Source organism: Monashia sp. HAY1-11D (assembly GCF_056868035.1).
The window spans coordinates 2,445,428-2,457,622 of sequence record NZ_CP200320.1 but is presented as its reverse complement, the minus strand read 5'-3'; the positions used below and the strand labels follow the sequence as shown (position 1 = coordinate 2,457,622).

10 protein-coding genes, 1 tRNA gene and 1 other RNA gene are annotated in these 12,195 nt (G+C 72.9%); 6 read left to right on the top strand and 6 right to left on the bottom strand.

Translation table 11 applies throughout. The annotated features are described in order from the left end of the window. Window positions 1-3: 3 nt before the first annotated feature. Entirely contained in the window at window positions 4-1,209 is a 1,206-nt protein-coding gene (locus AC1VM9_RS11345) for an MFS transporter (RefSeq protein WP_483122705.1), read from the bottom strand. Window positions 1,210-1,284: 75 nt separating this feature from the next. Here AC1VM9_RS11345 and AC1VM9_RS11340 point away from each other — a divergent pair, with 75 nt between their 5' ends. Then, window positions 1,285-2,358, top strand: coding sequence for a LacI family DNA-binding transcriptional regulator (locus AC1VM9_RS11340; protein ID WP_481341922.1), 1,074 nt, complete (start codon window positions 1,285-1,287; stop codon window positions 2,356-2,358). A 25-nt stretch (window positions 2,359-2,383) separates the two neighbouring features. Here AC1VM9_RS11340 and ffs read toward each other — a convergent pair. Further along, window positions 2,384-2,482, bottom strand: an RNA gene (gene ffs / locus AC1VM9_RS11335) — signal recognition particle sRNA small type. A gap of 154 nt (window positions 2,483-2,636) precedes the next feature. Here ffs and AC1VM9_RS11330 point away from each other — a divergent pair. The 4 genes from AC1VM9_RS11330 to AC1VM9_RS11315 all read left to right on the top strand — a co-directional run bounded on the left by AC1VM9_RS11330 (window position 2,637) and on the right by AC1VM9_RS11315 (window position 6,096). Continuing rightward, window positions 2,637-2,724 (top strand) — tRNA-Ser (locus AC1VM9_RS11330). A 548-nt stretch (window positions 2,725-3,272) separates the two neighbouring features. Next, window positions 3,273-3,941 carry an MBL fold metallo-hydrolase gene (locus tag AC1VM9_RS11325; protein ID WP_483122704.1) on the top strand — a complete coding sequence of 223 codons (669 nt, stop codon included), beginning with the start codon at window positions 3,273-3,275 and terminating at the stop codon, window positions 3,939-3,941. A 43-nt stretch (window positions 3,942-3,984) separates the two neighbouring features. Beyond that, entirely contained in the window at window positions 3,985-4,998 is a 1,014-nt protein-coding gene (gene argF, locus AC1VM9_RS11320; RefSeq protein WP_483122703.1) for an ornithine carbamoyltransferase, read from the top strand. A 54-nt stretch (window positions 4,999-5,052) separates the two neighbouring features. After that, a complete protein-coding gene (locus tag AC1VM9_RS11315) occupies window positions 5,053-6,096 on the top strand; it encodes a hypothetical protein (RefSeq protein WP_483122701.1) in 1,044 nt (347 codons plus the stop codon). A gap of 28 nt (window positions 6,097-6,124) precedes the next feature. Here the strand turns inward: AC1VM9_RS11315 and AC1VM9_RS11310 are convergent, their stop codons facing one another. Continuing rightward, window positions 6,125-6,667, bottom strand: coding sequence for a LytR C-terminal domain-containing protein (locus AC1VM9_RS11310; protein WP_483122700.1), 543 nt, complete (start codon window positions 6,665-6,667; stop codon window positions 6,125-6,127). Window positions 6,668-6,724: 57 nt separating this feature from the next. Next, window positions 6,725-7,021 (bottom strand): type II toxin-antitoxin system VapB family antitoxin, encoded by a 297-nt coding sequence (locus AC1VM9_RS11305; RefSeq protein WP_481341927.1) that lies wholly within the window; start codon window positions 7,019-7,021, stop codon window positions 6,725-6,727. Window positions 7,022-7,159: 138 nt separating this feature from the next. Here AC1VM9_RS11305 and AC1VM9_RS11300 point away from each other — a divergent pair, with 138 nt between their 5' ends. Next, window positions 7,160-8,701 (top strand): helicase HerA-like domain-containing protein, encoded by a 1,542-nt coding sequence (locus AC1VM9_RS11300; protein WP_483124003.1) that lies wholly within the window; start codon window positions 7,160-7,162, stop codon window positions 8,699-8,701. Window positions 8,702-8,801: 100 nt separating this feature from the next. On the opposite strand, the gene AC1VM9_RS11295 is transcribed toward AC1VM9_RS11300, so the two are convergent. Then, entirely contained in the window at window positions 8,802-9,638 is an 837-nt protein-coding gene (locus AC1VM9_RS11295; protein WP_483122699.1) for a helix-turn-helix domain-containing protein, read from the bottom strand. 78 nt (window positions 9,639-9,716) lie between these two features. Further along, a complete protein-coding gene (locus AC1VM9_RS11290; RefSeq protein WP_483122698.1) occupies window positions 9,717-12,056 on the bottom strand; it encodes a glycosyltransferase family 2 protein in 2,340 nt (779 codons plus the stop codon). Window positions 12,057-12,195 lie beyond the last annotated feature (139 nt).

Genomic DNA, 12,195 nt, shown 5'->3' with positions numbered 1-12,195 from the left:
GCGTCAGGTCCGCGGGCCGGCGCCGGGCTCCCGAACGGCGGGCAACGCGAGGAGCGCGACGCCGCACAGGACCCCGACGACGAGCAGGGAGTGCAGCACGCCGACGTGGTCGCCGAGGAAGCCGAGCAGCGGCGGGCCGGCGAGGAACGCGGTGTAGCCGATCGTCGAGACGACGCTCATGCGCGCGGCCGCACGGCGCGGGTCGTCCGCGGCGGCGCTCATGCCGACCGGGAAGCCGAGGCTCGCGCCGACGCCCCAGACAGCGGCGCCGACGAAGGCAAGCACGGGGCCACCGAGGACGACGAGCGCGCAGCCGACGACGGCCGAGACGAAGAGGACACGCAGCACGGGCAGACGACCCCGGTCGTCGAGGAAGCGGGTGCCGAGGACCCGTCCGGCGGTCATCGCGCTGAGGAAGACGGCGAAACCGATGACGCCGACCCACCGGGGCAGGCCGTAGCCCTCCGAGAGCGCGACGCCGACCCAGTCGTTGGCCGTGCCCTCGGTGAAGGCGGCGGCGAGGACGACGACCCCGATGAGCAGGGTGCGCGGCTCGCGCCAGGCCGCGGCGATCCCGGCCTTCTCCTTGACCTCCTCGCCGTGCTCGTCGACCTCCACCGACCGCGGCAGGAAGGCGCGGAGGAACCAGGGCGTCACGACGACGAGGAGCACGACGACACCGACCAGGTGGACGAGGATCGACACGTGCAGTGCCGAGAGGCCGGCACCGACGAGGGCGCTGACGACGGTGCCGCCGCTGAACGCAGCGTGGAAGTGCGGCATGATCGCCCGGCCGAGGAGACGCTCGACGGAGGCCCCCTCGAGGTTCATGCTGACGTCGAAGACGCCGGTGCCGATGCCGACGAGGAAGAGCCCGGCCATGACGAGGGCGCGCTCGTGGGCGGCGGTCACGCCGAGGCCGACGCCGAGCAGCCCGACGCCCTGCACGAGGGCCGCGCCGAACAGCGTCCGGGCGGCGCCCAGGTGGTGCACGATCCAGCCGGACAGCGGCAGGCCGAGCACGGAGCCCAGCGAGGCCGCGAGCAGGGTCAGTCCGAGCTGCCCGGCGGACAGGTCCAGCTCGTGCTTGAGGTCCGGGACGCGTGAGGCGAAGGCGGCGAACGCCGCGCCGTTGAGCGCGAACGCGGTGAACACCGCCGTGCGCGCGGTGCGCACGACGCTCAGCTCGGAGCTTCCGACGCCGGTCATCGACCCAGCCTCTCATCCCTGTCGACAGCATGGTCGAATCGATTCGACTCGAATCGTTTCGATAGCATGCCGCCCATGGCACCCGTCGGTCAAGCCCGCCCCACGCTCCGCGATGTCGCCGAGCGCGCCGGCGTCTCGGTGTCGACGGCCTCCCTGGTGTTCAGCGGCAAGGGCCCGGTGGCCGAGGCGACGGCGCGGAGGGTCCGGGAGGCGGCGGCACGGCTGGGCTTCACCGGCCCGAACCCGCTCGCGTCCTCGCTGCGCCAGGGGCGCGCCGGCGCGGTCGGCGTCCTCGTCGAGGGCCGCCTGCGCACCGCCTTCCGCGACCCGTTCGGGATCGCCGTCCTCGACGGCCTCGCCGAGGTGCTGGAGTCGGTGCCGACCGGCATGCTCCTGCTCGGCCAGCCGTCCGACGACCTCGACGCGGTCGTGCAGCAGCTGTCCGGGCTCGCGCTCGACGCCGTCGTCTTCTCACTCTGCGGCCCCGGCGAGCACCCGGCCGTCGCGCACCTCGCCTCGCGGGGCATCCCGATGTTCAGCACCGGCGTGCCGAGCGACCGCCGCATCACCCAGGTCCGCGTCGACGAGCGCGCCGCCGGCGCCGAGGTGGCCCGGCACGTCCGCGATCTCGGGCACCGACGCGTGGCCCACGTGGCCATGCCGTTGACCCCCGGCAGTCACGCCGGGCCCGTGCCGGACTCGGAGGTGTCGACGCGCCACGTGGCGATCGCGTCGACGGGCCGGCTGCTCGGGTTCCGTGACGTCTTCGGTCCGGACGCGGAGGCGCTCCAGACCGGTGACGGCTCCTCCGTCGAGGGTGGGATCGTCGCCGGGGGCGCCCTGCTCGACCGGCCGGCGCGCCGGCGGCCGACCGCGGTCGTGTGCCAGTCGGACGTCATCGCGGCCGGCGTCGTCATCGCCGCGGAGGAGCTGGGCCTGGCGGTACCGGACGACCTGTCGGTCACCGGGTTCGACGGCGTCGACCTGCCGTGGCTGCCGCACCGCCTCACGACGATGGACCAGCAGGGCCGCGAGAAGGGCAAGGTCCTCGGTGACCTCGTGCGGCGTCGCCTCGAGGGCCGACGGGTGCGCAGCGTGACCCAGCCGGTGACCCTCCGCGTCGGCACGACGACTGCTCCGCCGCGCTGACCCCCCTCGCCAGGGTCGGCAGCCGGACAGAGGGACACCCCGCGTACCTGGAAGAGCCCTCCTACCCTTGCTGCATTCCTGCCCTGGGGGAGTTCGGAGAGGTACCACCACGCGGGGTGCCGGCGGCCAGTGTATGCCGCGCCGTCGGTCAGCCGGAAATCCGGTCGGGCGACGTGCCGGTGGAGGTCGTGGCGGCCACGAGCGGCCCGGCGGCGGTGGGCGACGAGGCGCGACCGCCGATTTCATCCGCACCGGCCTCCTCCGGTAGCCTCCCCCACGGAGGATTCGCATAGTGGCCTAGTGCGCACGATTGGAAATCGTGTTGGGATAAAACCCTCGGGGGTTCAAATCCCCCATCCTCCGCCAACACGAACGGCCCCCGCCGCGCTCTGCGCGGTGGGGGCCGTTCGTGTATGCGGAGTCCCGCGGGATGTGGGAGCAGCCAGAGCGACGCGGAGGCGACGGCTCCCCCATCCTCCGCCACGCGACCACATGGCGCGTTGTCGTGGCCGTGCAGCGACCCCGACCGCGACTCGCGACCACATGGCGCGTTGTCGTGGCCGTGCAGCGACCCCGACCGCGCCACGCGACCACATGGCGCGTTGTCGTGGCCGACGACTGGCCCAAACCGAGATGACCGCCACGACGGACGCCACCAGAATCAGCCGCATGCCCGAACCACTCCTCCTCGACACGACCCACCGCTGGATCCACGGGTCGCGCTTGCGCCGGCACCGCACCGACCCCGACCACCAGGTCGAGCAGCTCACGGCCGGGACGGTGCTGGTGCGCCAGTCGAAGGACCGGACCTACGAGGCGCCGTTCCTGCTGCTGCTCCTGGGCCGGGAACGGGCGTTGCTCATCGACACCGGCGCAGTGCCGGGGAAGGTCTGCGCGCGGTCGTCGACGCCGAGATGGACGCGTGGGCGCGCGAGCATGGATTGGGCGACCTCGACCTCGTCGTGGCGCACAGCCACGCCCACGGTGACCACGTCGCCGGTGACGCCGCCTTCGCCGACCGGCCGCGCACGACGGTCGTCGGGCACGACACGGCGGCCGTCCACGCCTTCTTCGCTCTCGCGGCCGAAGAGCCCGACGCGGCGGTGCCGTTCGACCTCGGCGGGCGCCTCGTTGACGTGCTGCCGATTCCCGGCCACCACGCGTCCTCGGTCGCCTTCCACGACCGGGCGACGGGGCTGCTGCACACCGGTGATACCGTCTACCCGGGCCGGCTCTACGTCGACGACCCGGCGGCGATGGCGGCCTCGCTCGACCGGCTCGTCACGTTCGCCGAGCGCGAGGGGGTGCGCCACGTGCTCGGCTGCCACGTCGAGATGATGCGTCGGCGCGGGCGCGACTACCCGCTCGGCTGCCGGTACCAGCCGGAGGAGCCGTCGCCGTTCCTGACCGTGGAGCAGCTCGAACGGATCCGTGACGGCTGGGCGAGGTCCGGCGGACGCCCGGGCACCCACCGCCTCGACGACGTCGTCCTCTGCATCGGCAGCGGCCGGAGGGTCACCGGGCCGCTGCTCGCCCGCGCGTACCTCGAGCGCGTCCGGGACGCCGCGCGTCAGCTGACCTGAGACCCCTTTGCCGCGTCCGGCCCGGTGCTGGAAGCATCGGCCCATGACGCTCGCCGCCCTGTACGGACGCTCCCTCCTCAAGGAGACCGACCTGACGCCCGAGGAGTTCCGGGCGCTGCTCGACCTCGCCGCGAACCTCAAGGCGGCCAAGCGTGAGCGACGCGAGCCGCGCCACCTGACCGGCCTCAACATCGCGCTGCTCTTCGAGAAGACCTCGACGCGCACCCGGTGCGCGTTCGAGGTGGCCGCGGCGGACCAGGGCGCGAGCACGACCTACCTCGACCCGAGCGGCTCGCAGATGGGCCACAAGGAGTCGGCCAAGGACACCGCACGCGTCCTCGGCCGCTTCTACGACGGCATCGAGTACCGCGGCGCGGGCCAGGACGTCATCGAGACCCTGTCGGCGCACGCCGGTGTGCCGGTGTGGAACGGGCTCACCGACGACTGGCACCCGACGCAGTCGCTGTGCGACGCCCTGACGATGCGCGAGCACGCCGGCAAGCCCGAGTCCGAGACCGCGTACGCGTTCGTCGGCGACGCGAGGTTCAACATGGGCAACTCGCTGCTCGTCACCGGCGCGATGCTCGGCATGGACGTGCGCATCGTGGCGCCGCGGTCGCTGTGGCCCTCGGACGCCGTCGTGGCCATCGCGCGGAGGTACGCCGCGGACACCGGCGCACGCGTCACCCTGACCGAGGACGTCGCCGAGGGTGTGCGCGGCGTGGACTTCCTCCACACCGACGTGTGGGTGTCGATGGGCGAGCCCGCCGAGGTGTGGGCGCAGCGGATCCAGCTGCTCGCGCCGTACCAGGTCAACGCCGAGATGCTCGCCCTCACCGGCAACCCGTCCGTACGGTTCATGCACTGCCTGCCGGCCTTCCACGACCTCGACACGAAGGTGGGCCAGGACGTCCACGAGCGCTTCGGGCTCAAGGAGCTCGAGGTGACCGACGACGTGTTCGAGTCCACGGCGTCGGTCGTCTTCGACCAGGCCGAGAACCGGATGCACACGATCAAGGCGCTCATGGTGGCCACGCTGGCCCGTCTCGACGCCTGACGTTCACGCGGCGGCGGTGGTGCCGTTCCCGGGCGGTGCGGGAGAACGACAGGCATGCACCTCTCACGCACCCCTGTCGTGGCGGCCGTCGCCGCCGCCCTCCTCACGATCCCCGCGGTGGCCTCTGCCGCGACCACGACGACCGACGTCCCGTCCGGGCAGCACAAGGAGGGCCACCTCTCCTTCGCCGTCATCGGCGACGTGCCGTACGGCGCTGCGCAGGTCGCGGCCTTCCCGCGCTGGGTGGACCAGATCAACGCGACGCCCGGGCTGTCCTTCACGGTCCACGTCGGGGACATCAAGAACGGCTCCTCCGCGTGCACCGACGAGTACTTCGGCATGATCCGCACCCAGTTCGACCGGTTCACGATGCCGCTGCTCTACACCCCGGGCGACAACGAGTGGACCGACTGCCACCGCACCACCAACGGCACGTACAACCCGCTCGAGCGTCTCTCCGCGATCCGCAGGACCTTCTTCCCGGTGCCCGGACGCACCCTCGGCGCCGACCCGATGACCGTCGACTCGCAGGTCGCACAAGGGATTCCCGAGAACGTGTCGCTGCGCCGCCAGGGCGTCGAGCTGGCAACACTGCACGTCGTCGGCAGCAACGACGGCCTCCTGCCCTGGCCCGAGCTCGGGTTCACGAGCCCGACGGCCGCGCAGGTGGCCGAGGAGGGCGCCCGCATGGACGCCGCCGTGGCCCAGGTGCGCGAGGCGTTCGCGTCGGCCCGCCGGCGCCACGACCGCGCCGTGGCGCTCTTCACCCAGGCCGACATGTTCGACCCGACCTACGACGTCACGTGGGGCGACGACTCGGCCTTCCAGCCGCTCGTGCGCGAGCTCGTCGCCCAGTCGCACGACTTCGACGGCGAGGTCTACCTCTTCAACGGCGACAGCCACGTGTACAACGCCGACCACCCGCTCGCGGCCGGGTCCCCGTGGCTCGACTTCTACGGGGTCGACGGGTCGGCGCCGAACCTGACCCGCATCACCGTCGACGGGTCGAGCAACAACAAGGACTTCCTCGTGGTGACCGTCGCCCGCCCGGGTGCCGAGCACGTCCTGACCTGGCGGCGCATCCCCTACACGTCCTGAGCCGAGGGCCGCGGCCCGACCGTCAGCCTCAGCCGTCGGTGACGGTGACGGTCGGGCAGGGCGGCAGCGTCGACGTGGGCGTCGGGGCGGCAGGCGTCGGACCGAAGGCCTGCCACGCGTCGCCCACGACAAGGTCGACGGTGTCGCCCTTGCGCTTGTCGTTCAGGTACGTCGCCTTGGGCACGTACTGCTTGAGCAGCCGCGCCGAGTCGGCCCCCTCGGGCCCGAAGCGGATCTGGGCGACGCCCTTGACCGTGGCGTTCTTCGGGTCGTTGGCGACGGCCTTGACCGAGAACCCACGCTTGTCGGCGCCCTTGGCGACCGCCGCGGCGAGGCCGCGGCGGCTCGTCGCGTTGTAGACGTTGAGGCTCACGTCGCGCGGCTGGAGCAGGTCGGTGGCCGGCTCGGTGCTGCACGGCCCGGCCTTGGGCTCGGAGGCGCGCCAGTAGCTCGACGCGTAGTAGAACGCGCCGGCGAGCGCCAGCAGGACGACCGCGATGACGACGGTCGACCGACGCCGGCGCCGCACCCGGTAGGTGCCGCCGCCCCCGTCGTCTGCGACGTCCGACATCCGGTCTCCTTGTCCTCGGCGAGGTCCTCGGCACGCGCACCCGGTGGTGCGCGTGTGTCAGGAGAGTACGAGGACTCGGGCGTGAAGGACAGGTCTCTGCTGGAGTGCCGCGCGAAGAGCCCGGTGCAGGCCGTCCTCGAGGTACAGCTCGCCGTTCCACTCGACGCAGTGCGGGAACAGGTCCCCGTAGAAGGTCGAGTCGTCGGCGAGCAGCCCGCGCAGGTCGAGGGTGCTCTTGGTGGTGATGAGCTCGCCGAGCTGGACGACGCGCGGCGGGACGTTCGACCAGTCCTTCGTCGTCTCGAGTCCGTGGTCCGGGTACGGGCGGGAGTCGCCGACGGCCTTGAAAATCACCGGGCCAGCATAGACAGCGAACTCGTGGGCGCGCCGACTAGAGTTCCCGTCGTGAGCGGGTCACCGAACGAGGCCACGACCGGCACCGACCGGACCGACCAGACCGACCGGACCGACCGGAACGCCCAGACCGACCAGATCGACGAGATCCGGGCGGGCTACGCGTTCGAGGGCAGCGTGCTCCGGCTCGGTGCCGCCGTCGTCGACGGTACGGCCCATGCCGACGCCCCGGTGCAGGTGCCGCTCAGCGTGCTCAACCGGCACGGCCTCGTCGCGGGCGCCACCGGCACCGGCAAGACCAAGACGCTCCAGCTCATGGCCGAGCAGCTGTCCGACGCCGGCGTTCCGGTCTTCCTCGCCGACATGAAGGGTGACCTGTCCGGCATCGCCACCCCGGGCGAGGGCGGCGACAAGATCACGGCGCGCGCCGCCGACGTCGGCATGCAGTGGGAGCCGAAGGGCTACCCGAGCGAGTTCTACACCCTCGGCGGCAAGGGCACCGGCATACCGGTCCGGGCCACGATCACGGGGTTCGGCCCGACGCTGCTGTCCAAGGTCCTCGGCCTCAACGACACCCAGGAGAGCAGCCTCGGGCTGGTCTTCCACTACGCCGACAAGAACGGTCTGGCGCTGCTCGACCTCAAGGACCTGCGGGCCGTCATCACGCACCTCACCTCCGACGACGGCAAGGCCGACCTCAAGGAGCTCGGCGGCCTGTCCAGCGCCACGGCGGGCGTCATCCTGCGCGACCTCATCGCCTTCGAGGACCAGGGCGCCGGGGACTTCTTCGGCGAGCCGGAGTTCGACACCGCGGACCTGCTGCGCGTCGGCGCCGACGGCCGCGGCATCGTCTCCTGCCTCGAGCTGCCGCAGGTGCAGGACCGGCCGCAGCTGTTCTCGACGTTCCTCATGTGGCTGCTCGCCGACCTCTTCCACGAGCTGCCCGAGGAGGGCGACGTCGACAAGCCGAAGCTCGTCTTCTTCTTCGACGAGGCCCACCTGCTGTTCCAGGACGCGAGCAAGGCGTTCCTCCAGGCCATCGAGCAGACGGTCCGGCTCATCCGGTCCAAGGGCGTCGGAGTCTTCTTCGTGACGCAGTCGCCCAAGGACGTGCCGGCCGGCGTCCTCGCCCAGCTCGGCAACCGCGTCCAGCACGCGCTGCGCGCCTTCACCCCCGACGACGCCAAGGCCCTCAAGCAGGCCATCGCCACGTACCCACACACGGCGTACGACATGGAGACGCTGCTGACGAGCCTCGGCATCGGGGAGGCCGTGGTCACGGTGCTGTCCGACCGGGGTGTGCCGACGCCGGTGGCGTGGACGCGGATGAAGGCACCGAACTCGCTCATGGACCCCTCGCCGCAGGCCACGCTCGACGCCGTCGTGACTGCCTCGCCGTTGCGGGCCAAGTACGCGGACGTCCTCGACCGCGAGTCCGCCTACGAGATGCTCGCGCGGCGGCTGCAGGCCGCGCCGCCGGCCGCCCCCGCCGAGTCGCCGGCCCCCACGCCCCCGCCCCCGGCGTCGACATCGACCCCGAGGCGTGAGCCGAAGGAGGACCCCGGCCTCGTCGAGCAGGTCGTGCAGTCCACGGCCTTCCGCTCGATGCTGCGTTCTGCCGGCACCGTCATCGGCCGCGAGATCACCCGCAGCATCTTCGGCACCCGACGCCGACGGTAGCGGCCACCGCCACCCGAGCCACCGTCCCGGGGCGCCTCGTCCGTTCGTGGGACGGGGCGCCTCCCCGCGCGAGCCCCGGTCAGGCCGGGCCGGACGGGCGTCAGGCGTCGAGGTCCGCGGCGTCGAGGTCCTCGTCGGCGTCGACGAAGTAGCTGATGACGCGGATGTCGGGGTCGTCGAGCGCCTGGAGCACGAGCTGCCGGAGCCGGACGACGCGCCCGTCCTCGAGACGGATCCGCTTGGTACGGCCGCGGGTGGGGTCGCTGTCGTGGCGCTCCCACCACTCGACGGTGTCCGGGTTGCCGCGGAACACCTCGTCGAGGACGCGCTGGAAGCCCGGGTCGTCGGGGTGGCGGGCGTAGGCCTCGCGGAAGAGGGCCAGCTGGTCCGCCGCCTCCTGCACCCAGTCGACGAAGAGCGACCGCGCCGCGGGGTCGCAGCAGTAGAACCACAGGAGGTTGCGCTCGCGCTTGGTCCGCCGGCCCTCCCAGTCGGTGAACAGGCGGCACGCCGCACGGTTGGCGCCGATGACGTCCCAGCGCGCGCCGACGACGTAGGCGGGGTTGGGCAGCACCGCCTCGAGCAGCTCGGCGAGCTCGTCGGCGAGCTCCTCCGGCTCGGCGTGCCGCCGCCGCGGGCCCCCGGTGGCGAGCCCGTGCAGGTGGGTGCGGCCGTCGGCGTCGAGGCGCAGGGCCCTGGCGAGGCCGTCGAGGACGGACGCGCTCGGGCGCAGGTCGCGGCCCCGCTCGATGAGGTCGTAGTAGGCCACGGAGATCTCGGCGAGCTCGGCGACCTCGGTGCGGCTCAGACCGACGCGGTGACGGCCCTTGGTCCGCCTGATGCCGACGTCCTCGGGGGCGAGCGCGCGACGGCGCGCGCGGAGGAACTCACCGAGCGGGGACGGGGTGCGCACGCTGAGGGGGACGTCCGGGCTCATGGGGCCATCCTGCCAGCGGACGCGCGTCGGGACGTCGGCCGATGAGGGCGCAGACGAGCGGGCGCGGACCGGCGCCGCTCAGGGAGTGGGGGGCGGTCCCGTGGACTTGGTCTTCGTCGGACGGTTCGTCGCACCGGGGACCGTCTGCGCCTGGGTCGGGCGCGTGGCCGTCGACGGCGTGCCCGGCGGCGTCGTCGGGACGGCCGTGGGCCGGCCGGTGGACGTCGTGGCGGGAGCCGGTGCGGTCGTCGCCGGCGCGAGCGACCCCACGCGGCTCGTGGCGCTCGGGGAACCGGGCGTCGGCGTGCCGGTGGAGGACACCGCGGCGCCACCCGACGTCGTCGAGGGTGTCCACGTCCGCGCGCCCGTCCCCGTGGCGGGGTCCGGCTGGACGGTCACGGTGGTCCGCGGCAGCGCGGGCATCGCGCTGTTGCGCGGCGACTGCTGGGACGCCGGCGACACGACGAGGGCCACCACACCGAGGACGGCGGCGGCCGCGGCCGCCGTGGCGAGCGACCCCCGGGCACCACCGACGCGGCCCCACCAGGCCCGGGCCCGTTCCGAGTCGCGGCGTGCGCGCAGCCGTGGCGGGAGGTCGGCGCGGAAGGCGGCGAGCGTGTTGGCCGGTGCGGCGAGCCAGCCGACGACGGGGACGACGAGCAGCGCGGCCAGCCCCAGCGCGACGAGCCCCGGTCGGACGAGGACGGCGGACAGCACGGCGACCCCGGCCACGAGCGCCGACGCGAGCTCGGCACGGTTGGAGCGCACCGCGTCCGACAGCCGCACCTCCCCCTTGACCTTGGGGGTCCGGAGGAAGACGCCGGCGGGCTCGGTCAGGCCACGCACGACGGCCAGCGACACGACCCAGCCGAGCGAGAGCCACATGACGAAGGCCCCGACGGCATCGCGCCAGGTCGCCCGCTGGGCCACGAGCTTGACGACGGCGACCGCCCGGAGCAGGCCGAAGAGGAGCAGGGCCGGGACGGCGACGAGCATGAGGCCGCTCAGGCGCTGGACGACGAGGCCGCCACCGAGCGCGACGTCGACGAGGCTGACGACGACGACCGCACCGAAGACGAGCGAGAGCAGGTCACCGGTCCACTGGAGGCCGCCGACGAGGTAGGCGAGGCGCTGGCTGCGCGACATCGGCGTCGACCGGTTCCACGGCATGAGGACCCGCCAGTGCCGCCGCAGGATCTGCATCCCGCCGAAGCACCAGCGGAAGCGCTGGCCCTTGAGCGCCTCGAACGTCAGCGGCATGATCCCGCGGCCGAAGGGCCGGTCGACGTGGTGGCCGCTCCAGCCCGCGGCGAGCAGGCGCAGGGACAGCTCAGCGTCCTCGGTGACGCACCACTCGTCCCAGCCGCCGACGTCGCGCAGCGCCTGGAGGCGCACGAGCCCCATGGTGCCGCCGAAGATCGCGGCGTCCCGCTCGTCACGGGAGGGCTGCGAGACCGAGAAGAAGTAGTCGTAGCTGAAGTAGAGGCGGCGCAGGTAGCCCGAACCCTCCCAGTCCCGGTAGTCCTGCGGGGACTGCACGAAGGCCACCTTCGGGTCGTCGAAGGCACCGACCGTCTGGCGCAGCCAGTCCGCGTCGACCTGGTAGTCCGCGTCGACGACGCCGACGACGAGGGCCCGTGGGTCCGTCACGGTCAGGGCGTAGTTGAGGGCCCCTGACTTGTACCCGGGCCAGTCGAGGAGGCGGTGGAACCGGAAGACCTCGGGGTGGGCGGCGCAGAACGCGGCGACCGGCTCGACGAGCGCGTCGTCCTCGGTGTTGTTGTCGATGACGAGCACCTCGTACGCCGGGTAGTCGAGGGCGGCCAGCGAGCGCAGGGTGTCGATGAGCATGTCCGGCGGCTCGTTGTGGGCCGGCACGTGGATCGAGACGAACGGCAGGTCGGTGCGGGTGGCGACGACGGACGTCGTCCCCGGTGCGAGGCGGCGGCGCCACTGCCGGCTGCCGAGCACGTCGAAGATCTCCCAGCCGTAGGCGAGGAGGAGCACGAACGCCGCGACCTCGAGACCGAGCAGCAGCCACGCGCCGACGAGGGTCAGCCCGGTGAGCCCGGAACCGAGCGTCCACCAGAGCATCGCGCCGAGGTAGGCGAGGCCTGCGGACACGGTGAGCGACCACGCGGCGTGCGCCCACACCCCCCAGCGTGTCGTGACGAGGACCCACGGCACGGACAGCACCCACAGGACGCCGACCGCGACGGCCACGTCGCTCGCGGCGCCGAGCAGGAGCATCCCACCGCCGACGAGGCCGAGCGGGACGAGGGGGAAGAGGGCGCGGGCGGGCCACGACGCCGGTGCGGCGCGGCGGACGCGGCCGGAGGAGCGGCGTGGCGCGGCGACGAGGCACCCGAGGGTGGCGAGCATGCTTGCGAGGACGGCTTCGAGGACGGTCAGACCCACGAACGAACTTCCTGTCGGCGGGTCCCCTTGCCCCGGATCCGTGCGGATGGACCCAGCGAGTGTAGGCAACCGGCGTGCCCGAGTCGAACCGAGCGGGTACGGCCCCCTCCGGAGGAGCGCGGCGGAGGCGGTCCCCACA

Coding starts and splice junctions, on each gene's coding strand:
- AC1VM9_RS11345 (WP_483122705.1), bottom strand. CDS start 1,209: ATGACCGGCGTCGGAAGCTCCGAGCTGAGCGTCGTGCGCACCGCGCGC.
- AC1VM9_RS11340 (WP_481341922.1), top strand. CDS start 1,285: ATGGCACCCGTCGGTCAAGCCCGCCCCACGCTCCGCGATGTCGCCGAG.
- AC1VM9_RS11325 (WP_483122704.1), top strand. CDS start 3,273: ATGGACGCGTGGGCGCGCGAGCATGGATTGGGCGACCTCGACCTCGTC.
- argF (WP_483122703.1), top strand. CDS start 3,985: ATGACGCTCGCCGCCCTGTACGGACGCTCCCTCCTCAAGGAGACCGAC.
- AC1VM9_RS11315 (WP_483122701.1), top strand. CDS start 5,053: ATGCACCTCTCACGCACCCCTGTCGTGGCGGCCGTCGCCGCCGCCCTC.
- AC1VM9_RS11310 (WP_483122700.1), bottom strand. CDS start 6,667: ATGTCGGACGTCGCAGACGACGGGGGCGGCGGCACCTACCGGGTGCGG.
- AC1VM9_RS11295 (WP_483122699.1), bottom strand. CDS start 9,638: ATGAGCCCGGACGTCCCCCTCAGCGTGCGCACCCCGTCCCCGCTCGGT.